Annotated in this window: 18 protein-coding genes and 2 pseudogenes; 4 read left to right on the top strand and 16 right to left on the bottom strand. The window is 60.7% G+C overall.

All coding sequences use genetic code 11. From position 1 onward, the window contains the following. From AC3WMT_RS14075 to AC3WMT_RS14090, 4 genes and pseudogenes are all read left to right on the top strand, one after another. The coding region (locus AC3WMT_RS14075; protein WP_177431400.1) for a twin-arginine translocase subunit TatC at window positions 1-231 on the top strand (231 nt) is incomplete at its 5' end. Beyond that, window positions 228-935 carry a 16S rRNA (uracil(1498)-N(3))-methyltransferase gene (locus tag AC3WMT_RS14080; RefSeq protein ID WP_103304235.1) on the top strand — a complete coding sequence of 236 codons (708 nt, stop codon included), beginning with the start codon at window positions 228-230 and terminating at the stop codon, window positions 933-935. The genes AC3WMT_RS14075 and AC3WMT_RS14080, both read left to right, overlap by 4 nt. Window positions 936-1290: 355 nt before the next feature. Beyond that, window positions 1291-2235, top strand: a pseudogene (locus AC3WMT_RS14085) (methyl-accepting chemotaxis protein); the annotation flags it as partial. A gap of 141 nt (window positions 2236-2376) precedes the next feature. After that, a complete protein-coding gene (locus tag AC3WMT_RS14090; RefSeq protein ID WP_407047289.1) occupies window positions 2377-3090 on the top strand; it encodes a methyl-accepting chemotaxis protein in 714 nt (237 codons plus the stop codon). Window positions 3091-3244: 154 nt separating this feature from the next. Here AC3WMT_RS14090 and AC3WMT_RS14095 read toward each other — a convergent pair whose 3' ends face one another. The 16 genes and pseudogenes from AC3WMT_RS14095 to AC3WMT_RS14170 all read right to left on the bottom strand — a co-directional run bounded on the left by AC3WMT_RS14095 (window position 3245) and on the right by AC3WMT_RS14170 (window position 22145). After that, window positions 3245-3979 (bottom strand): amino acid ABC transporter ATP-binding protein, encoded by a 735-nt coding sequence (locus tag AC3WMT_RS14095; protein ID WP_103304233.1) that lies wholly within the window; start codon window positions 3977-3979, stop codon window positions 3245-3247. After that, entirely contained in the window at window positions 3972-4931 is a 960-nt protein-coding gene (locus AC3WMT_RS14100) for an amino acid ABC transporter permease (protein ID WP_103304232.1), read from the bottom strand. The genes AC3WMT_RS14095 and AC3WMT_RS14100 overlap by 8 nt, the downstream gene beginning before the upstream one ends. Before the next feature lie 161 nt (window positions 4932-5092). Next, complete coding sequence (locus AC3WMT_RS14105; protein WP_103304231.1) at window positions 5093-5890, bottom strand: transporter substrate-binding domain-containing protein; 798 nt, start codon at window positions 5888-5890, stop codon at window positions 5093-5095. Between the two features lie 190 nt (window positions 5891-6080). Continuing rightward, entirely contained in the window at window positions 6081-8651 is a 2571-nt protein-coding gene (mdoH, locus tag AC3WMT_RS14110) for a glucans biosynthesis glucosyltransferase MdoH (RefSeq protein WP_103304230.1), read from the bottom strand. Continuing rightward, a complete protein-coding gene (locus AC3WMT_RS14115; RefSeq protein WP_177431399.1) occupies window positions 8644-10428 on the bottom strand; it encodes a glucan biosynthesis protein G in 1785 nt (594 codons plus the stop codon). Before AC3WMT_RS14115 ends, mdoH begins: the two co-directional genes overlap by 8 nt. Before the next feature lie 305 nt (window positions 10429-10733). Beyond that, the gene (gene dtd, locus AC3WMT_RS14120; RefSeq protein ID WP_103304229.1) at window positions 10734-11171 is read right to left on the bottom strand and encodes a D-aminoacyl-tRNA deacylase; all 438 of its coding nucleotides are present in this window, start codon (window positions 11169-11171) and stop codon (window positions 10734-10736) included. Continuing rightward, entirely contained in the window at window positions 11168-12139 is a 972-nt protein-coding gene (gene pip / locus AC3WMT_RS14125; protein WP_103304228.1) for a prolyl aminopeptidase, read from the bottom strand. The genes dtd and pip overlap by 4 nt, the downstream gene beginning before the upstream one ends. Window positions 12140-12238: 99 nt before the next feature. After that, a pseudogene (locus AC3WMT_RS14130) lies at window positions 12239-12361 on the bottom strand (metal ABC transporter ATP-binding protein); the annotation flags it as partial. 6 nt (window positions 12362-12367) lie between these two features. Further along, on the bottom strand, window positions 12368-13171 hold the full coding sequence (gene hutG, locus AC3WMT_RS14135; RefSeq protein WP_103304227.1) for an N-formylglutamate deformylase: 804 nt from the start codon (window positions 13169-13171) through the stop codon (window positions 12368-12370). Between the two features lie 10 nt (window positions 13172-13181). Beyond that, a complete protein-coding gene (gene hutI / locus AC3WMT_RS14140; protein WP_103304226.1) occupies window positions 13182-14387 on the bottom strand; it encodes an imidazolonepropionase in 1206 nt (401 codons plus the stop codon). Window positions 14388-14523: 136 nt separating this feature from the next. After that, window positions 14524-16056 carry a histidine ammonia-lyase gene (gene hutH, locus AC3WMT_RS14145; protein ID WP_103304225.1) on the bottom strand — a complete coding sequence of 511 codons (1533 nt, stop codon included), beginning with the start codon at window positions 16054-16056 and terminating at the stop codon, window positions 14524-14526. Between the two features lie 116 nt (window positions 16057-16172). Beyond that, window positions 16173-17696, bottom strand: a complete 1524-nt coding sequence (locus AC3WMT_RS14150) for an HAL/PAL/TAL family ammonia-lyase (protein WP_103304224.1) — start codon at window positions 17694-17696, stop codon at window positions 16173-16175. Window positions 17697-17884: 188 nt separating this feature from the next. Further along, window positions 17885-18715, bottom strand: coding sequence for a quaternary amine ABC transporter ATP-binding protein (locus tag AC3WMT_RS14155; protein WP_103304223.1), 831 nt, complete (start codon window positions 18713-18715; stop codon window positions 17885-17887). Then, a complete protein-coding gene (locus AC3WMT_RS14160; RefSeq protein ID WP_007949591.1) occupies window positions 18712-19563 on the bottom strand; it encodes an ABC transporter permease in 852 nt (283 codons plus the stop codon). Before AC3WMT_RS14160 ends, AC3WMT_RS14155 begins: the two co-directional genes overlap by 4 nt. Window positions 19564-19633: 70 nt before the next feature. Continuing rightward, entirely contained in the window at window positions 19634-20602 is a 969-nt protein-coding gene (locus AC3WMT_RS14165; RefSeq protein WP_103304222.1) for an ABC transporter substrate-binding protein, read from the bottom strand. Between the two features lie 70 nt (window positions 20603-20672). After that, window positions 20673-22145, bottom strand: a complete 1473-nt coding sequence (locus tag AC3WMT_RS14170) for a purine-cytosine permease family protein (RefSeq protein ID WP_103304221.1) — start codon at window positions 22143-22145, stop codon at window positions 20673-20675. Between the last annotated feature and the right edge of the window lie 112 nt (window positions 22146-22257).

Here is a 22257-nt window from a genome sequence, read left to right on the forward strand (position 1 = left end):
GTGGTCGACGTCAAATACCTGAAGAAGATCCGCCCGTACGTGATCATCGGCTGCTTCGTGGTCGGCATGATCCTCACCCCGCCGGACATCTTCTCGCAGACCCTGCTGGCGGTGCCGATGTGGATGCTATTTGAAATCGGCATTCTGTTTGGTGGCCTGATCAGCAAGCGCGAACGCCCGGACGAAACCGCTGACGATCACAACGACCAGCCGCCAGCGACCCAGGCATGAATCTGCTGTTGCTCGAAGAGGCCGATTTCATTGCGGCCGACCGTGTGGTGCTGCGTGATCGCCGTTTGACGCATATGCAGGAAGTGCATCGCTCGGAAGTCGGTGACAGCCTGCGCGTCGGGCGGATCAATGGGCTGATGGGTTCGGCCGAACTGCTTCGCCTCGAAGCAGGTGAAGCCGAGCTGCGCGTCAGCCTCGATCAGCCACCACCGGCCAAGCTGCCGCTGACCCTGGTACTCGCTCTGCCACGTCCGAAGATGCTCCGTCGGGTGTTTCAGACCGTGGCGACCATGGGCGTGTCCAAGGTGATTCTGGTCAACAGCTACCGGGTCGAGAAGAGTTTCTGGCAGACGCCGTTTCTTGAGCCTGACGCGATTCGCGAAAATTTGATCCTCGGTCTGGAACAGGCACGCGACACCGTGCTCCCGGAGATCATCATCGAAAAGCGCTTCAAGCCTTTCGTTGAAGACCGGCTGCCGGCGATTACCGACGGCACCCTCGGCCTGGTCGGCCACCCCGGCAACTACCCACCCTGCCCGCGCGCGCTGAACGAACCGGTGACCCTGGCCATCGGCCCCGAGGGTGGCTGGATTCCCTACGAAATCGATCTGCTGGCCAAATCCGGCCTGCAACCGGTGCAACTGGGCGAACGCATCCTGCGCGTCGAAACCGCCGTCACCGCCCTGCTCGCGCGCCTGTTCTAAATTCCACACCGATCCCTGTGGCGAGGGGGCTTGCCCCCGTTTGGGCGCGCAGCGGCCAGCGCTTTTCATTCTGCAGGCACACCGCATTCAGGCGTTTACGACGGCTGCGCCGCCGAGCGGGAGCAAGCTCCCTCGCCACAGGATCACGTCCCACCCGGATAAATGGTGTTACAGATTGCCATCATGCGGCCGATACAGTCCCCATAAGTCCAATTAGTGGTCCGAGGGGAGTCGTCGCATGTACCGTTGGTTAGCCGAGAATCTTGGGAACGTCAGCGTCAAACGCAAGCTGGGAATCGGTTTCGGCCTGGTGCTGTTGCTGACGCTGTTGATCACCTTTACCGGCTGGACCGGCATGAGCGGCATCATCAGCCGTGGCGACAAGCTCGGTTTCATCTCCAGCCTCAACGAGCTGACCAAGGACTTGCGCCTGGCACGCCTGGACTATGAAGCACGCCGTGGCGAACAAGGCCCGGGCGCGGTTACCGAGTTGCTGAACAAACTCGATAGCGGCCTGCAAACCGCTCGCAGCCTGATCGAACAACCGTCCGATGCGGCGATGGTCGATCAACAACTGGCAGCCGTCGCCGAGTACAAACGCGCTTTCGCCGACATGACCCAAGCCACCGTGCAACGCGAAGACGCCCGCAGCAAACTCGGCGCCAGCGCCGACAACGCCGTGGCCAAGGTTTCCGAAGTCGAAAAATCCGTGCTGCAGGGCGACAGCGTCGCGCAATTCAACAGCGTGATCGAGCTGAGCAAACTGCTGCAACAGGCCCGCTATCAGGTGCGCGGCTACACCTACAGCGGCAAGGCCGAGGCCGAACAACCGGCGCTGGACGCCATCGACAATGCCCTGAAAAACCTCGAAAGCCTGCCGGCGAAACTGCCGGAACAGCACATCGCCAACCTGCAACAGGCCACCGACTCGATCAAGGCCTACCGTGCGGCAGTCGCCCAGTTCCGCGACTCCCAGGTCAATAGCGCCAAGGCCCAGGCGCGCATGTCGACTCAGGGCGACATCCTGCTCGACGTCAGCAAAAAGCTCACCGAATCCCAAACCGTGGTGCGCGACACCGATGCCGCCCACGCCAAGAACATGCTGATCATCGCGACCCTGCTGGCCGTGGCCTTCGGCCTGCTGGCCGCGTGGGCAATCACCCGGCAGATCATCATTCCGTTGAACCAGACCCTGAAAGTTGCCGAGCGTGTTGCCGCCGGCGATCTCACGCACAACCTGGTCTCGCAGCGCCGCGATGAACTCGGTCAGTTGCAACGTTCGATGCAGAGCATGACCCAAGGCCTGCGCGAGTTGATCGGCGGGATCAGCGACGGCGTCACCCAAATCGCCAGCGCTGCCGAAGAGCTGTCGGCGGTCACCGAGCAGACCAGCGCCGGGGTCAACAATCAGAAGATCGAGACAGACCAGGTCGCCACCGCCATGAACGAAATGGCCGCCACCGTGCAGGAAGTTGCGCGCAACGCCGAGGAAGCCTCAGAAGCCGCCGTCGCCGCCGACCAACAGGCCCGCGAAGGCGACAAAGTCGTCGGTGAAGCCATCGCCCAGATCGAGCGCCTGGCCGCTGAAGTGGGTCACTCCACCGAAGCCATGGGCGAACTGAAACGCGAAAGTGACAAGATCGGCAGCGTGCTCGACGTGATCAAATCCGTGGCCCAGCAAACCAACCTGCTGGCCCTCAACGCGGCGATCGAAGCCGCCCGAGCCGGTGAAGCCGGACGGGGTTTCGCCGTGGTTGCCGACGAGGTGCGTAGCCTCGCCCAGCGCACGCAGAAGTCCACCGAAGAAATCGAAGAGCTGATCGTCGGCCTGCAAAACGGTACCCAGCAGGTGGCGACGATCATGGACAACAGCCGCACCCTGACCGACAGCAGCGTAGAGCTGACCCGTCGCGCCGGCGGCTCGCTGGAAAGCATCACCCGCACGGTGTCGGCGATTCAGGCGATGAACCAGCAGATTGCCGCAGCAGCCGAACAGCAGAGCGCAGTGGCGGAAGAGATCAACCGTAGCGTGCTGAATGTGCGGGATGTGTCGGATCAGACCTCGGCAGCGAGTGAGGAGACGGCAGCGTCGAGTGTTGAGCTGGCGCGCCTTGGTACTCACCTGCAAATGCTGGTCGGCCGATTCAAGGTTTGAGGTAACTCATCTGCCTCGGTTCTCTTGGGACCGAAGTGATGCTATCGCTGGCAAGACAGCTCCCACAGGATTTGTGTCGAACACATAGGTTGTGTTCAACCCGCTCACTGTGGGAGCTGGCTTGCCAGCGATGGCGTCCGAGAGTACGCCGCAGTTACAGAACCTGACGCAAAAAGGCCTGAGCGCGCGGATCCTTCGGCGCATCAAAGAACTCAGCGGGCGAGGCATCTTCGAGCAATTTGCCGTGATCGAAGAACAACACCCGATCCGCCACTTCCCGGGCGAAGCCCATCTCGTGGGTGACGCAGACCATGGTCATGCCTTCCACGGCCAGGTTTTTCATCACATCCAGCACCTCGCCGACCATTTCCGGGTCGAGCGCCGAAGTCGGCTCATCGAACAGCATGACCTTCGGCTCCATCGCCAGCGCCCGGGCAATCGCCACGCGCTGCTGCTGACCGCCGGACAGGCGTGACGGAAACTCGTTGGCCTTCTGCGCAATACCGACCTTTTTCAGCAACTCCATGGCCTTGGCTTCGCGCTCTTTCTTGCCGCGCTTGCGCACGACTTTCTGCGCCAGACAGAGGTTTTCCAGCACGGTCATGTGCGGGAACAGGTTGAAATGCTGGAACACCATGCCGACTTCGCGGCGGTAGGCGTTGACGTCGGTTTTCGGGTCGGCCAGTTGCAGGCCGTCGATGCTCACCGAGCCGGAGTCAAACTCTTCCAGGCCATTGAGGCAGCGCAGGAAGGTCGATTTGCCGGAACCGGACGGGCCGATCACCACCAGCACTTCGCCCTTGGCGACTGAGGTGGTGACGTTATCCACAGCCCGCACCACCTGGCCACGGGTGTCGAAGACTTTTACCAGATCGCGGACTTCAATCACTTTGCGCGAGCCTCCGCTCAAGCCGGCTGGCGATTTTCGACAGCGGCAGGTTGATCAACAGGTACAGACCGGCGACGCAGAACAGAATCTCGAACGGCGAGAACGAAGTAGTGATGACTTCACGACCGCTTTTCAGCAGCTCGGTAATCGCGATCACCGACACCAGCGAGGTGTCCTTGACCAGACTGATGAACTGCCCGGCCAGCGGCGGCAGCACGCGTTTGAATGCTTGCGGCAGCACCACGTGGCGCATCGATTGACCGGCACTCAGACCGAGCGAACGGGCGGCTTCGTTCTGGCCACGGGCAATCGATTGCACGCCGGAACGGATGATCTCCGCCACATAGGCTCCAGTGAACAGCGACAGTGCAGCGATCCCGGCGAACTCGCGGGACAGGTTCATCACCGTGCCGATGAAGAAGTAGAAAATGAAGATCTGCACCAGCAGCGGCGTGCCGCGCACCAGTTCGACGTAGATGCTCGACAGGTCGCGCAGGGTCGGGTTGCTCGACAAGCGGCAAAGCCCGGTGACCAGACCGATCAGCAGCCCCAGAATCCCGGAGACCACCGACAGCCAAAGCGTCGTCCACAGCCCCCACAGCAGCGGTCCTGCGGCCCAATGCCGGGTCACACCCACGACGTCGCCTTCGGCCACATCGTCGCCCTGAGCGAATTGCAGGCTGTTTTCGTCGACGGTCAGGTGCTGCTCGTCACCGGCGTCGTTGCGCAGGGTGACCTGCGCGCTGCCGCCCTTGCGCACCAGTTCGCTGACGGTGGAAATGTCGGCGGCGCGCTGGGTTTCCTCGGCCTGATAGGCGAAGTACTGCGGCACACGGTTCCAGCGCCATTCGTAGGACATCAGCGACGTCGCGTAGTACAACGCGCCAGCCAGGCCGATCAGCACCAGCACGGTGAGGACGTGCCAGGGCCATTGGGCTTTTTTATGTTTCATCTGTTTTACAGTTTCCGAATTCTGTGTCGCCTGGAAGGGCCTCATCGCGGGCAAGCCCGCTCCCACAGGTTTAGCGGTGAACATAAATTTTGTGTTCGCCGCTAAACCTGTGGGAGCGGGCTTGCCCGCGATTGAGGCGACTCGGTCTAACTGACCGAGTGTTATTCCATGTCCTTGAGCCACTCGGTGCTCTTGAACCACTTGTCATGGATGCGATCGTAGGTGCCGTCTTCGTGAATCTGGTGCAGGAAGTTGTTGATGAAGTTGATGCTGTCGTAGTCACCCTTCTTCAAGCCGAAGGCCAAAGGTTCGTAGGTGAACGGTTTGTCGAGGAACACCAGTTTGCCGGCGCCGACCTTGTTCACCGCCACAACGTTGTACGGCGCGTCGTAGATGAAGGCATCAGCCTTGCCGTTGACCACGTCGAGCACGGCTTCCTGCTCGTTGTCGTAGCCGTGGTACTTGGCTTTGGCGATCAGCTTCTTGGCGACCATCTCACCGGTGGTGCCGAGTTTGGAGGTGATGCGGTAGTCGGCGGTGTTCAGGTCTTTATAGGACTTGATGGTGCCTTCCAGCTCCTTGCGGATCAGCAGGGTCTGGCCGACAACGATGAACGGTTCGCTGAAGTTCAGGCGCAGGTTGCGTTCCTGGGTCAGGGTCATGCCGCTGCCGATCATGTCGAACTTGTCGGTCATCAGCGCCGGGATGATCCCGTCGTAACCGGTGGAGACCAGCTCCAGCTTGACGCCCATGGCCTTGGTCATGGCTTTGAGGATGTCGACTTCGAAACCGATGATTTCGCCGCGCTTGTTGGTCATTTCGAACGGCATGTAGGTCGGATCCATGCCGACTTTCAAGGTGCCGCGCTTGACCGCGTCATCGATTGCGCCAGCGTGCGCCGCATTGACTGCAACCAGTGCCGTGACGCCGACCAGCAGCATCGACAGATACTTCTTCATCTTCAAGTCCCCAAAACCATTGCGTTTGCGGCGCGAAAACCAACAGAGGCGGGCAAGATTGCCCGGGTGCGCCAATTCGGGGACGGATGCTAACGCACTCGTCCGTTTGCACAAGGTTTTTTGATTGATTGCAGATCAGCGCCCGCTGTCGTCAGGGCAAAAAAAACCCCGCTTTCGCGGGGTTTCTTCATCAGGCCGGTTGAGCCTGCAGGCTCACCGGTCGCAACGGCAACAGCGGCGCATGCGGATCGGCTTTCACCGAAGCCCGCCAGGCATCCAGCCACTCGGCGTGACCCTCGGCCCAGACCTGCTCGTGCAAGCGCGCCAGAGCAACCGGGTCGCTCAGCAGTTGCAGACGATCATGGTTGTTCAGCCCCGCAGGGCCAACCTTGATCGCGTGGCGAACACGCTCCTGACGCAGCCACTCGATCGGCTCGGCCTGACCGTGACGGGAAGTCGCCAGCGAGCACGCCAAGGCGTTCTGCTGCGGATCGACCACCGCGCGGACAAAACCGTCATTCAGCGCGTGGTAACGATTTTCATGGGTGTACTGATCGGTCGCCAGCAGCGCCTGTGGCGGATTGTATTCCTCGGGGATGAGAAACAGGCTCTCGTCACGGGATTTGAGGCCCAGACCGACACGGCTGGAAATCACCGACACCGGAATCGACAGCATCAGCGAACCGACGATCGGCACCAGCCACCACAGGAAGCTCGGGTTCAGCCAGATCACCAGCAGCGCCCAGCAGAAACCCAGCAAGGTTTGCGGGCCGTGGCGCTTGACCGCTTCGCTCCATGGCGTCGAGTCGTCGTCACGTTGCGGCGAATTCCAGGTTGCGGCCCAGCCGAGGAACGCGGCGAGGACGAAACGGGTGTGGAAAATCATCCGCACCGGCGCCAGCAGCATGGAGAACAGCATCTCCAGCAGCATCGACAGAGTCACCTTGAACTTGCCGCCGAACTCTTTCGCGCCCTTGGCCCAGATCAGGATGATGCTCAACAGTTTCGGCAGGAACAGCAGCACGATGGTCGTCGAGAACAGCGCGATCGCCTTGTCCGGGTGCCATTGTGGCCACAACGGATAGAGCTGACGCGGCTCAAGGAAGTACTGCGGCTCCATCAGCGTGTTCACCGCCAACAGCGCGGTCGACAGCACCAGAAAGAAGAACCACAACGGCGCCGACAGGTAAGACATCACACCGGTGAGGAATACCGCACGGTGCACCGGGTGCATGCCTTTGACCAGGAACAGACGGAAGTTCATCAGGTTGCCGTGGCACCAGCGACGGTCACGCTTGAGTTCATCCAGCAGGTTCGGCGGCAGTTCTTCGTAGCTGCCCGGCAGGTCGTAGGCAATCCACACGCCCCAACCGGCACGACGCATCAGCGCGGCTTCAACGAAGTCGTGAGACAGGATCGCACCGGAGAACGCACCTTTACCCGGCAACGGCGCCAAGGCGCAGTGGTCGATGAACGGCTTCATGCGGATGATCGCGTTGTGACCCCAGTAGTGGGATTCACCCAACTGCCAGAAGTGCAGACCGGCGGTAAACAGCGGGCCGTATACGCGGGTGGCGAACTGCTGCATGCGTGCATACAGGGTGTCCATGCCCGACGCACGCGGCGCGGTCTGGATGATCCCGGCGTCCGGCGTGGCTTCCATCAGGCGCACCAGACTGGTCAGGCACTCGCCGCTCATCACCGAGTCGGCGTCGAGCACAACCATGTACTTGTAGTCACCGCCCCAACGACGGCAGAAGTCGTCGAGGTTGCCGCTCTTGCGTTTCACCCGACGGCGACGACGACGATAGAAGATCTTGCCGAAGCCTTTGGCTTCACGGCAGACGTCCAGCCAGGCCTGTTGCTCGGCCACGCAGATGTCAGTGTCGTTACTGTCACTCAACACGAAGAAGTCGAAGCGATCCAGATCACCGGTGGCGGCAACCGATTCGAACGTTGCCCGCAGACCGGCGAACACACGCGGCACGTCTTCGTTGCAGATCGGCATCACCAGCGCGGTACGCGCGTCTTTGGCAATCGGCTCGTTGCCGGCGCTTTTGCCGGAGATGCGGTATTTATCGTGACCGGTGAGCAACTCGAGGAAGCCCATCAGTGCAGTCCAGAAACCGGCCGAGACCCAGCAGAACAGAATCCCGAACAGAATCAGGATGCTGGTTTGCAGCGCATACGGCAGCACTTGTGTGGCGGTTTGCAGCAACGGTTGATGCAGGACTTCATCGAGATCGACGAACGACCAGCCCTGGTACGGCATGATGCCTTTCATGTACCAACCGGCGACGATGGTCTGGCCGAGCATCAGCAGCAACAGAATGTAGCGGCGGATCGAACCGACCGTGCGCCAGCGCGCGGCCGGCAGGACGTTCTCATCCTTCGGCGGTTGTGGCGGGTTCGTGCGACCAGTCAGACGACGCCAGCCACGCACCAGAATGTTGGTGCGCCATGGCTCTGGCACGACTTTGGTCCGACGGATCGGCGGTGTCGCTTTGAGACTGACCCGACCGCTGGCGTCGAGCACCAGCATTTCCGCTTCCTCGAGCTCTTCGGCAGTGCTCAGGGTCAGGCGCTTGCCCACCGAAGCCTGGGCGGCTTCGGCAGGGGCGTCGAACGTCGAGGACGACAAGCGTTGGTGCAGCTCGCTGAACGACTGGCAGCCCGCGAGTTCCGCGCGCTGCTCGTCGGTCATCGGCAGATGCGCCAGGTACTCGGACAGAGTCTCTGGCTGTACTTGAGAGTTACTCATCGGCAGGCAACTGATAGCTCCAGGTCTCGGTCAGGACTTCTTCAGTCGGTGCCGATTCCGGTGTGGCTGGGGCCGCGTCCGCAGCCGCTGGCTGCTTGGCGTCTTTGTTGGCCTTGTCCTTGGCATCTGCTACTGGCTTGGCGTCAGCCTGTTTGGCCTCGGCGGCCTTGGCTTCCTTGTCGAGTTTCTCTTGTTGCTTGGCGGCAACCTTGTCGGCCTTGGCGACGGACGAATTGGACGCCGGCACCGAAGACTTGGCCAGATCGGCGGTCACGACAGGCTGAACCAGTGCGGCACGCATCTCGGTCGACTTGCTCGCGTCCTTGATTTTCATCCGCAGGGTCAAACGCCAGCCCTTGGTTTCCGGGTTGTAGCGCACGCTGTTTTCAACCAGTTCGGCGTTGTCGCCAACACTGACCTGGCTGCGAACGTCGGCGTCCGGGGTCAGCGCCGCCAGCGATGGACCTTCGAAGTCGACCAGGTAGGCAACGCTGCCATCCGGCTGACGGATCAGGTTCGATTGCTTGACGTCACCGGTCGAACGCAGGGTCTGCGAAACCCAGGCGCTGTCCGGCGCGTGAATCGCCGCTTCGTCCATGGTCCAGTGCAGACGGTAGGCGAAGTCCAGCGGCTTGCCTGGCTCCGGCATGGTTTCCGGGCTCCAGAACGCAACGATGTTGTCGTTGGTTTCGTCGGCGGTCGGAATTTCTACCAGATCAACAGTGCCCTTGCCCCACTCGCCCTTCGGCTCGATCCAGGCGCTTGGGCGCTTGTCGTAGCGGTCGTCGAGGTCTTCGTAGTGGCTGAAGTCGCGGCCACGTTGCAGCAGACCGAAACCACGCGGGTTCTCGACGCTGAAGTTGCTCACGGCCAGGTGTTTCGGGTTGTTCAGCGGACGCCAGATCCACTCGCCGTTACCGGCATGGATCGACAGACCACTGGAGTCGTGCAGTTCACGACGATAGTTGAGGACTTTCGACGGCTGGTTGGCGCCGAACAGGAACATGCTGGTCAGCGGCGCGATGCCCAGTTTGCCGACCTTGTCACGCAGGAACACCTGCGCCTTGACGTCAACAATGGTGTCGCTGCCCGGACGCAGGATAAGACGATAGGCACCGGTAGCGCGCGGCGAGTCGAGCAGCGCGAAAATTACCAGATGCTTGTCGCCCGGCTTCGGCTGTTGAATCCAGAACTCGCGGAAACGCGGGAATTCTTCGCCCGATGGCAGCGCGGTATCAATCGCCAGACCACGCGCCGAGAGGCCGTAGGTATGGCCCTTGCCGACAACGCGGAAGTAACTCGCGCCGAGCATGGTCATGATTTCGTCTTGCTTGTCGGCCTTGTTGATCGGATACAGCACACGGAAACCGGCATAACCCAGTTGTTCGGTAGCTTTCGGATCGAATTTAAGGTCGCCGAAATCGAAGCGCGTCGGATCATATTTGATCTCTTCGACGGTGTTCGCCGTGATTTCGTTGATTTTCACCGGTGTATCGAAGTGCATACCCTGGTGATAGAAGGACAGTTTGAACGGGGTCTTCTGATCAGCCCACTCAGCCTTTTCGGTGAGGAAGCGGATTTTCTGATAGTCCGCGAACTTCATGTCGCGGAATTCGTTCGGCAGGTTGCTGCGCGGGGCTTCGAATTTCTGCCCGGCCAGCTCTTTGGCCTTGGTCGATACATCGTCAAGATTGAACGCCCAAAGCTGACCGGCGCTGAGCAGGCACAGGAGCGCCGAACCCGCTACCAGGGCACTTCGCATGCGTTTGGCAGACATTTTTGCTGCATTACAGGGACTAACAATCACGAGCAACCCTCGCCGAAAACAGATCAATAAACCAACGGCCAGCTATCTATATGCCAGGTTGGCGAGCATTGTTCCGACTCCGCTGGGGCAAAATGATTCCCCAATCGGATCCGGACAAGTCTCTACCTAAGTCAAAATGGACCAACGAACGCTGATCCCCGTAGCGCGCGATTATCTAGTAGCCCGCATGACAACGCATCAGGGGTAACAAAGTATTTATCGCGAAAACACCCTAAAAACAGTCGAAATTTCCTAAAAAGGTGTTTCAGGCGCTTTCAGGTCTGTAACAAAAAGGTAACCGGGCCATCGTTGACCAAATGCACCTGCATATCGGCGCCGAATCTACCTGATGCCACAGTGCCATGCACCTGTTTCGCTTTGCCTAATAGATAGTCGAACAATTCCTCGCCAAGGGCCGGTGGCGCCGCGGTGGAAAAGCTTGGGCGTAACCCGCTTTTGGTGTCGGCAGCCAGGGTGAACTGAGAGACCAGCAGCAACCCGCCACCAACATCCGCCAGGGACAAATTCATCTTGCCCTCGGCGTCGCTGAATACACGATAGTTAAGCAGCTTATGCAGAAGTTTGTCGGCGCTGGCACGCGTGTCGTCGGGTTCGACCGCCACCAGCACCAGCAAACCCTGGTCTACCGCGCCAACCACCTCTCCCGCCACTTCAACCCGCGCACCGCGTACGCGCTGTAAAAGCCCCTTCATGCTTCTTCGGGCGGCAAGTCGAGCAGGCGCCGGGCCATTTGGCCGGCCGCACGCACCAACGCATCGGTGATACCCGGTTCGGACGCGGCATGGCCGGCATCGCGAATGACCTGCAGCTCACTGTTCGGCCAGGCCTGGTGCAATTCCCAGGCATTGTCGAGCGGGCAGATCACATCGTAACGGCCGTGAATGATCACGCCCGGCAGGTGAGCAATCTTGCCCATGTCGCGAATCAGTTGATTCGGCTCAAGGAACGCATTGTTGGTGAAGTAGTGGCATTCGATCCGCGCAATCGACAAGGCGCGTTGCGGTTCGGAGAAACGATCGACCACCAGCGGGTTCGGCCGCAGGGTCGCGGTGCGCCCTTCCCAGGTCGACCAGGCCTTGGCGGCGTGCATTTGGGCGATCTGGTCGTTGCCGGTCAGGCGTTTGTGGAACGCGCTGAGCAGATCATCGCGCTCGTCCAACGGAATCGGTGCGATGTAGTCCTGCCAGTAATCGGGGAACAGACGGCTGGCACCAGCCTGGTAGAACCATTCGATTTCCTGCGGACGGCAGAGAAAGATCCCACGCAGGATCAGGCCATGCACACGCTCCGGGTGAGTTTGCGCATAGGCCAGCGCCAGGGTCGAACCCCACGAGCCGCCAAACAGCACCCATTTATCGATGCCCAGGTGTTTGCGGATGCGCTCAAGGTCGGCGACCAGATCCCAGGTGGTGTTGTTTTCCAGGCTGGCGTGCGGGGTGGAGCGGCCGCAACCGCGCTGGTCGAAGGTGACAATGCGATACAGGTTCGGATCGAAATAGCGACGGCTTTGCGCGTCGCAACCGGCGCCGGGACCGCCGTGGATGAACACCACCGGCAAACCCTCCGGCGAACCGCTTTCGTCGACGTACAGCGTATGGGTGTCGTCGACAGCCAGATCGTGCCGGGCGTGAGGTTTGATCTGCGGAAACAAAGTCTGCATTGCGCGCTCCGTAAGGGGTCGAGGTCATCCCTGGGGGGACTTCTATTATTCTGCCGTTGGGCATCATAAACCCGATTTACGTCAATGAGCATGCCTGTGCACTACCGCAAATTTTTCTGCTGCATACAAAACCTGTGGGAGCGAGCCTGCTCGCGAATGCGGTGTGTCAGTCAACGCAAATATTGGCTGACCGGACGCCTTCGCGAGCAGGCTCGCTCCCACAGGGGGTTATGCGGTGTAGTGAGACTTTGCCCAGGCCAGATAGTGCTGCAGCAGCTCCTTGAGTACCACCCGCGTCGGCTCGGCCAGGTCAGGGCGATAGCGGAACGGTTCGAACTCTTCCATATACGTGCACTGGCCCAGTTCCAGTTGCACAGCGTGAATGTTCTCGGCCGGGTTGCCGTAATGACGGGTGATGTGGCCGCCCTTGAAGCGCCCGTTGAGCACATGGCTGTAATCGTCGTGACGCGCGCAGATCGCTTCCAGTTGCGTGGCCAACTGTGGATCGCAACTGGCGCCGTTGAAGGTGCCGAGGTTGAAGTCCGGCAGCTTGCCGTCGAACAGGTGCGGGATGATCGAGCGGATCGAATGCGCATCGAACAGCAGCGCGTAGCCAAACTCAGCCTTCAGCCGCGCCAACTCTTCCTGCAAGGTGCGGTGATACGGCGTCCAGATCTGTTCCAGATACGTCGCGCGCTCTTCTTTCGAAGGCTCCAACCCTTCCTTGAACAGCGGGATGCCATCGAACAAGGTCGCCGGGTACAACCCGGTGGTGGCGCCGACGTACAGCGGTTTGTCATCGGACGGACGATTCAGGTCGATGACGAAGCGCGAATATTCGGCAGCCAGGGTGCTGGCGCCCAGCTCTTCAGCGAAATCGTAAAGCTGCGGAATATGCCAGTCAGTGTCCGGCAGGCTTTTCGCGTCCGCGATCAGCCCGGCCTCGACCGCAGGCGTCAGGCGCAGACCCGCGTGAGGCATGCTGATCAGCAGCGGCACGCGTCCTTGTTTGAAACTCAGAACCTTATCCACAACCGCTCTCCTACAGACTTGATTCAACGCCGTGACGCACGACGCGTTTGTCCAGATCACCACCGAGCCAATAAGCCAGATCCGCCAGACGATCGATGTGCCAGGCAACAAAATCCGCGACCTTGCCGACTTCCAGCGAACCGTGGGTATCAGCCATGCCCAGCGCTTGCGCGGCGTGAATCGTCGCACCGGCCAAGGCTTCTTCCGGGGTCATGCGGAAACAGGTGCAGGCCATGTTCAACATCAGGCGCAACGACAGCGCCGGCGAGGTGCCGGGGTTGAGGTCGCTGGCGATGGCGATCTTCACTTTATGTTTGCGCAGGGCGTCCATCGGCGGGAGTTGGGTTTCACGCAGAAAGTAGAACGCCCCCGGCAGCAACACCGCGACGGTGTCGGATTCGGCCATGGCGATGGCGTCGGCTTCGTCCATGAATTCCAGGTGATCGGCGGACAGCGCCTTGTAGCGTGCGGCGAGGCTGGAGCCGTGCAGCGACGACAGCTGTTCGGCGTGCAGTTTCACCGGCAGACCGAGTTTCTGTGCAGCGATAAACACACGTTCGACCTGATCCGGCGAGAACGCCAGGTATTCGCAGAACGCATCCACCGCATCGACCAGCCCTTCGGCGGCCAATGCCGGCAGCATCTCGGTGCAGATCAGATCGATGTAATCGTCAGCGCGATCCTTGTATTCCGGTGGCAACGCGTGAGCGGCCAGACAGGTGCTGCGCACGCTGATCGGCAGCTCTTTTTCCAAGCGACGAATCACTCGGAGGATCTTGCGTTCGTTGGCCAGATCGAGGCCGTAGCCGGACTTCATTTCGACTGTGGTCACGCCGTCGCGCATCAGGCTTTTCAGACGCTTGGCGGCGCTGGCGAACAGCTCGTCTTCAGTCGCTTCGCGAGTCGCGCGCACGGTGCTGGCGATGCCGCCACCCTGCGCGGCGATCTCGGCATAGCTGACGCCTTGCAGGCGCTTTTCGAATTCGCCGCTGCGGTTGCCGCCGAACACCGTATGGGTGTGGCAGTCGATCAGACCGGGGGTGACCCACGCACCTTGCAGGTCATTGACCGCCGGGTATTCGCCGGAGGGCAATTGATTGCGCGGGCCGATCCACTCGATGAGCGCACCGGACGTCACGATGGCCGCGTCTTCGATGATCGAGTAGACGCCCTGCGCCATGGTTGCGACGTGGCAGTGTTGCCAGAGGGTTTTCACTGTTGGCCTCCGTTTGGATTGATGATCGTTCCCACGCTCTGCGTGGGAATGCAGCCCGTGACGCTCCGCGTCACTGGACGCGGAGCGTCCCTTGAGGCATGCCCACGCAGAGCGTGGGAACGATCAGTGGGTAGGGTTAAAGGCTAGGCAGCAATTTCGCCGGAACCAGCGCGGTCAGGCACCGCGAAGCCAACAACTCAGTCGCCGCATTGATGTCCGGCGCAAAGAAGCGGTCCTTCTCATAGAACGGCACTTCCTTACGCAGAATCGCTCGAGCCTTTTCCAGCTTGGCCGAGGTTTTCAGACCATTACGCAGATCCAGCCCCTGCACCGCCGCCAACCATTCCACCGCGAGAATCCCGCGGGTGTTCTCGGCCATTTCCCACAGACGCTTGCCAGCCGCCGGGGCCATCGACACGTGGTCTTCCTGGTTGGCCGAAGTCGGCAAACTGTCCACCGAATGTGGATGGGACAGCGCCTTGTTCTCGCTGGCCAGTGCTGCCGCAGTCACCTGGGCAATCATGAAGCCAGAATTCACGCCGCCATTGGCCACCAGGAACGGCGGCAGTTGCGACATGTGTTTGTCCATCATCAGCGAGATGCGGCGCTCACTCAGCGAGCCGATTTCGGCGATGGCCAGCGCCATGTTGTCAGCCGCCATGGCCACCGGTTCGGCGTGGAAGTTGCCGCCGGAAATCACATCGCCTTCGGCGGCAAACACCAACGGGTTATCCGACACGGCGTTGGCTTCAACGGCCAGTACTTCGGCAGCCTGGCGGAACTGGGTCAGGCACGCGCCCATGACTTGTGGCTGACAGCGCAGCGAGTACGGGTCTTGAACCTTCTCGCAGTTCTGGTGCGAGTCGGAGACTTCGCTGCGCTCGCCGAGCAGATCGCGGTAGGCAGCGGCAGCATCGATCTGGCCTTTCTGGCCGCGAGCCGCGTGGATCCGCGCATCGAATGGCGAACGCGAACCCAGCACCGCTTCGACCGTCAGACCGCCCAGCGCAATCGCGCCGGCAAACAGATCTTCACCCTCAAACAAACCACGCAGCGCAAATGCCGTGGAAACCTGCGTGCCGTTGAGCAGCGCCAGGCCTTCTTTCGCCGCCAGTGTCAGCGGTGTCAGACCGGCGACTTTCAGCGCTTCGGTGGCTTCCATCCACTCGCCCTTGTAGCGCGCCTTGCCCTCGCCCAGCAGCACCAGCGACATGTGCGCCAATGGCGCGAGGTCACCCGAGGCACCGACCGAACCTTTCAGCGGAATGTGCGGATAAACCTCGGCGTTGATCAGTGCAATCAGCGCATCGATCACCACACGGCGGATGCCGGAGAAACCACGGCTGAGGCTGTTGACCTTGAGCACCATGATCAGCCGCACCAGGTCATCACTGATCGGTTGGCCAACGCCGGCGGCGTGGGACAACACCAGCGAGCGCTGGAGGTTTTCCAGGTCTTCACTGGCGATGCGGGTCGAGGCCAGCAGGCCGAAACCGGTGTTGATGCCGTAGGCGGTGCGGTTCTCGGCGAGGATCTGTTCAACGCAAGCGACGCTGGCCTCGATCTGCGCGGAAGCGCTGTTGTCGAGGCTCAGCTTGACCGGGTTCTGATAAACGTCACGCAGTTGGGCCAGGCTCAGTTGGCCGGGAATCAGGTTCAGCGCAGTCATTTAAATGCTCCTTTTGAGAGTTTGTTATTAACTACCAGTCGCTCCGGAGCATTCCGTTATCCGTCGCCTCTCGCCTTCTGAGCGATCCGCGCCTTGGCACGCTGGTATGGGTATTGTCAGTGCAGATTCGGTAATACGTTGTGCAGCGAATTCGGGTTTTTCAGAACGCTTGCGGCGGCGGCGATATCCGGCGCCAGCCAGCGATCCTGATCGTAGGCCGGGACCGTTTCGCGCAGCAGTCGCCACGCCCGGTCAGTGCCCGCACCGAAGCGTTGCTCCTTGAGGAATTCAAACGCCTGCGCCGCCAGCAGATATTCGATGGCGAGGATCTGCGTGCAGTTTTCCAATGCGCGATGCAGCTTCAGCGCGGCGTTGGTGCCCATGCTCAGATGGTCTTCCTGAAGGCCTGAGGTGATGTAGTTGTCGAGCACCGCCGGTTGCGCCAATTGGCGGTTTTCCGCACACAGCGACGCGGCGACGTATTGCACGATCATCATCCCCGAGTTCACCCCCGGATTGGCCACCAGAAACGCCGGCAGACCGCTGACGTGCGGATTCACCAAGCGATCGAGACGGCGCTCGGCAATCGAGCCGATTTCGGCCATGGCAATCGCCAACAAGTCCGCCGCCATCGCCACAGATTGGCCGTGCGGGTTGGCTTGCGACATGACGCGGAAGTTGTCCGGCGTACCGAGCAACAGCGGGTTGTCGGTGCAGCCGTTGAGTTCGGCTTCGACTTGTTTGATGGCGTGATCCAGTTGATCGCGTGCAGCACCGTGCACTTGCGGGATCGAGCGAATGCTCAGCGCATCCTGAGTACGAATGCCTTTGCTCGACGCAATCACTTCACTGCCATCGAGCAATGCACGCAGGTTGACGCCGACGTGCTGCATGCCCGGGTGTGGTTTCAGCGCGATGATCTCGGCATCGAACGCGTCGATCTGACCGCGCTGGGCTTCAAAGCTCATGGCACCAATCACGTCGGCCCAATGCACCAGTCGCCTGGCGTCGGCAATTGCCAGACAGCTGAGGCCGGTCATGCATGGTGTGCCGTTGACCAGGCACAAACCGTCCTTCGCACCGAGTTGTACCTGTTGCAGGCCTTCTTCGGCCAGCGCCTGTTGTGCAGAGGTGATCTGCCCGCGATAGCTGACGTTGCCGACGCCGAGCAGCGTAATGCCGATGTGCGCCATGTGGGTCAGGTAACCCACCGAACCTTGCGACGGCACTTGCGGGGTGATGCCGCGATTGAGCAGCGCCAGCAACGCTTCGACGACACGCCGATGAATGCCGGATTTGCCGTGGCTGTAGTTGTGGATCGCCGCGCAGATGATGGCGCGGGTCTGCTCGTCGGGCAGTACCGGGCCGACGCCGCAGGCGTGGCTGAGCAGTGTGTTGCGCGAGAGCTGGCTGAGTTGTTCGTCTTGCAGCGAGACGTTGGACAAGCCGCCCAGACCGGTGTTGACGCCATAGGCGCGCTCGCCGCTTTCGACGATGCGCTGAACGATGCCTTGGGCGTTTTCGATGCGCGCCCAGGTGTCGCTCGACAGCTCAAGTTGTGCACCGTGACGGGCGACGGCGACCACGTCCTGCCAACGCAGGGGGACGCCGGTGATGATGATTTTTTCAGCCTGGGACATCTAAAACCTCAACCGTAATATTGATGCAGCTTCACTGGCCCCATCGCTGGCAAGCCAGCTCCCACAGGATCTCCAGTGTTCACACAATCTCTGTAGAAATCGGGCCTGGCAGCCCTCAGGGCTCACACAATCCCTGTGGGAGCTGGCTTGCCAGCGATGGGGCCAGTCAGTGCAATGCACTATTCAGATCAAACCACCGCAGCACGCCGCTGCACGAACCGGTCAACGTACTCATCCGCCGGCGAATGCAGGATCTCGCGCGGCGTACCGACCTGAATCAGCCGCCCATCCTTGAGAATCGCAATGCGATTGCCGATACGCACCGCCTCATCAAGGTCGTGGGTGATGAAAACGATGGTCTTGTGCAGAGTCTTTTGCAGCTCCAGCAACTGATCCTGCATCTCGGCGCGGATCAGCGGATCCAGCGCACTGAACGCTTCGTCCATCAGGATGATGTCGGTGTCCGCCGCCAAGGCGCGGGCCAGGCCGACACGCTGACGCATGCCGCCGGAGAGCTGGTGCGGGTATTTGTTTTCGTAGCCTTTAAGGCCCACGGTGTTGATCCAGTGCAGCGCACGCTCCGAGCACATTTGCTTGCTCTCGCCGCGCACCTTCAGGCCGTAGGCAACGTTGTCGAGTACGGTCTTGTGCGGCAGCAGGCCGAAGCTCTGGAACACCATGCTGATCTTGTGCCGGCGAAATTCGCGCAGGGCTTCCATGTCGTATTGCAGGATGTCCACACCGTCGACCAGAATCGCGCCGCTGGTCGGGTCGATCAGACGATTGAAGTGGCGCACCAGCGTCGATTTGCCGGAGCCGGACAGGCCCATGATCACGAAGATTTCACCGGTGCCGATGCTCAGCGACAGGTCGTTGACGCCGACCACACAACCGGTTTCGCTCAGCACCTGATCCTTGGTCTTGCCCTGGCCGACCATGGCCAAGGCGTCCTTGGCGCGGTTGCCGAAAATCTTGAAGACGTTTTTGACTTCGATCTTGCTCACGGTTGCGTTGCTCATTTGCTCACCTCATGCCGTGGCCGACCGTACGCCTGAGTAATGCGGTCGATGACCACTGCGAGAATCACGATCGCCAGACCGGCCTCAAGACCGCGTCCGACGTTGAGGGTCTGAATCCCCACCAGCACATCTTCACCCAGGCCCCGGGCACCGATCATCGAGGCGATTACCACCATCGACAGGGCCATCATGGTGGTCTGGTTGATCCCGGCCATGATGCTCGGCAGGGCCAGCGGCAGTTGCACGCCAAACAGTTGCTGCCAGCGATTGGCGCCGAACGCATTGATCGCTTCCATGACTTCGCCGTCGACCTGGCGAATGCCCAGATCGGTCAGGCGGATCAGCGGCGGTGCGGCGTAAATCACCGTGGCAAAAATCGCCGGCACCTTGCCCAGGCCGAACAGCATCAGCACCGGAATCAGGTACACGAAACTTGGCATGGTCTGCATGATGTCGAGCAGCGGCATCAGTACCGAACGCAGGCGATTGCTGCGCGCCGAGAGGATCCCCAGCGGAATGCCGATCAGCACCGAAATGATCGTCGCGACCATCATCAGCGCCAGGGTCTGCATGAGTTTGTCCCACAGGCCGACAGCGCCAACGAGGAACAGCAGACCGACGATGACAGCGGTGGTCACGACTTTGCGCGTGGCATGCCAGGCGACGACACCGACAATCGCCAGCATCAACCACCACGGCGCGGCGCGCAGCAGGCCCTCGAGATTGACGATGGCCCAGAGCAGGGTGTCGGAGATGTGGCGGAACACATCACCGTAGTTGGTCACCAGCGAATCGACCCAACCGTTGACCCAGTCGGCGATGGAAAAGGTAAAGCTTTCGGGAAACATAAGAGACTCTCAATCAAGGGGTTGCGATCAAGCATCCGACTGCCGTGGCCGGCAGCCGGAAAAACTCGACCTACAAGGCCGCGTCGATCTTTTTGGCTGCGTCTTCGCTCACCCATGCGTGCCAGACTTCAGGATGTTCCTTGAGGAAGATTTTCGCCAGTTTTGGCGACTCGATGCGTTCCTTGGCCATGCGCCCCAGGTTCTGGTTGAGCAGGTCGATCGGCAGGTTGACCTTTTCCAGCACGGCCACCAGTTCCGGGGCCTCTTCGTGGAAGGTCTTGGACAGGCCGACTTTGATCGTCACTTCCTTGTTCACGCCTGGTTTCTCTTCGAGTTTGACCAGATCCACCTGGCCCATCAGCGGGGTTGGCGACCAGTAGTAGAACAGAATCGGCTCACCACGCTTGTAGCTCGACAGCACCGCCGCATCCAGCGCCGGGCCTGTGCCCGGACGGAAGTTGGTGTAGCTGCTTTCCAGGCCGTAGCTCTTGAGCATTTCGCTGTTGTCCAGCTCGCAGGTCCAGCCGGCCGGGCAGTTGTAGAAACGGCCTTTCGATGGCTCTTCGGCGTCCTTGAACACAGCGGCGTATTTGCCCAGATCAGCGATGTTTTTCAGGTCTGGCGCTTTCGGCTCAAGCTTGCGCTTGGCGTCGCCCTCGATCACGTAGCGCGGCACGTACCAGCCTTCCACCGCGCCCACCACTGGCGCGCCGACACCGACGACTTTGCCGGCCTTCTCGGCCTTGTTCCAGACCTCGCTGCGGCCGACCCATTCTTCGGCGAACACTTGAATATCGTTGCTGCTCAGGGCGTTCTCCATGGTGATGGAGTTGCCCGGCAGGCTGTCGGTCTTGCAGTCGTAACCTTTCTCCAGCACCACTTGCAGAACGTCGGTCAGCAGCATGCCGCTTTCCCAATTCAGCCCGGCGAATTTCACCGGTTTGCCCGATTCGCACCAACCGGCGGCCTGAGTGGCACCGGCACTGGCGAGCAGGCCCATGGAAAGCAAAGTGGTCAGCAGGGTCTTGTTCGATTTCATTGTCGTGACGCTCCTAATCATGAATTGGGCTTACGGCAGTCAAGAGGCATCCAGCCCTGTCCACGTCCAATCAGGCCTGCGCCGCTACGCGACTGGCCCCGCTTTTTTCAGGTTGTGCATGGCTGCTCTGCTCGACCGGCAGAATCAGCTGATCAGGTACAGCGCTGTGCCATTTTTTGGCGCACACGTAATACACGGCGGCAGGCAACACCAGACCGATGATCCAGGAGATATCCACATCACCCAGCGCTGCCACCAGCGGACCGGTGTAGAACTTGGTGGAGATGAACGGCAACTGCACCAGCACGCCGAACACATAGACGCTGATCCCGAGCATGTTCCAGCGTCCGTAGCGACCGTCAGGATTGGCCAGCGCCGGTACGTCATAGCGCTCACGGGTGATGCAGTAGTAGTCCACCAGGTTGATCGCGCTCCACGGGGTGAAGAAGGCGAGCAGGAACAGGATGAAAGACTTGAACGCACCGAGGAACGAGTGCTGGCCGAGCAAGGCGATCAGGGTTGCAGCGCCGACGATGAACAGCACGAACACCAGACGCTGCAAACGCGAGACCTGCAGGTGGCCACGGAAGCCGCTGATGATGGTCGCGATGCACATGAAACTGCCGTAGGAGTTCAGCGTCGAGATGGTCACTTTGCCGAACGCGATGCTGAAGTACAGCAACGCAGCGGTGGCACCGGTGCCGCCCAGACCGACGATGTAGGCCACTTCGTGACCGGCGAATTGACCGTTGGCGGAAGCTGCGGCGAACACACCGAGGATCATCGCCACTTGCGCGCCGACCACAGAACCGGCACCGGCGGCGAAGAAGGTTTTTACCGCCGAGGTATTACTCGGCAGGTATCGCGAGTAGTCAGCCACGTAAGGGCCGAACGCGATCTGCCAGGAAGCGGCGAGCGACACCGCCAGCAGGAAGCTGCTCCAGCTGAAATGGCGGATTTGCAGGAGTGCGCCGACGTCAACCTGACTGATCAGCCGGCTGAACAGATAAACGAAAGCGATCACGCCAATGACACTGGCGACACGGCCGATCCAGTGGATCACCCGATAACCGAGCACCGTGACCACCACAATGACACTGGCGAAAAGCAAGATGCCGACGGTGTCGCTGACGCCAAATAACTGGCCCAGCGCCTGACCGGACAGTACCGTGCCGGTGGCAGTGAAACCGAGGTACATCAGGCACACCAACACGATCGGGATGGCGGCGCCATACACGCCGAACTGCACGCGGCTGGAAATCATCTGCGGCAGACCGAGCTTCGGCCCTTGCGCCGCATGCAGCGCCATCACCCCGCCGCCGAGCAGTTGACCGATCAACAGACCGATCAACGACCAGAACACATCACCGCCCAGCACCACGGCCAGGGCCCCGGTGACAATCGCGGTGATTTGCAGGTTGGCACCCATCCACAGGGTGAACTGGCTAAACAGACGACCGTGTCTTTCCGCTTCCGGGATGTAGTCGATCGAACGCCTTTCGATCAACGGTTTGTTGCCTGCACGATCGGTGTTAACAGCCATGATTCAACCTCTGTGGATTGTTTAATTGTTCTCTCGGGCTACTGAAACCTTGTGGGAGCTGGCTTGCCAGCGATGACGTCGGCACTTTCAACATCAATGCCAGTAGTGCCAC

The sequence above is a fragment of the Pseudomonas sp. FW305-7 genome, from assembly GCF_058786735.1.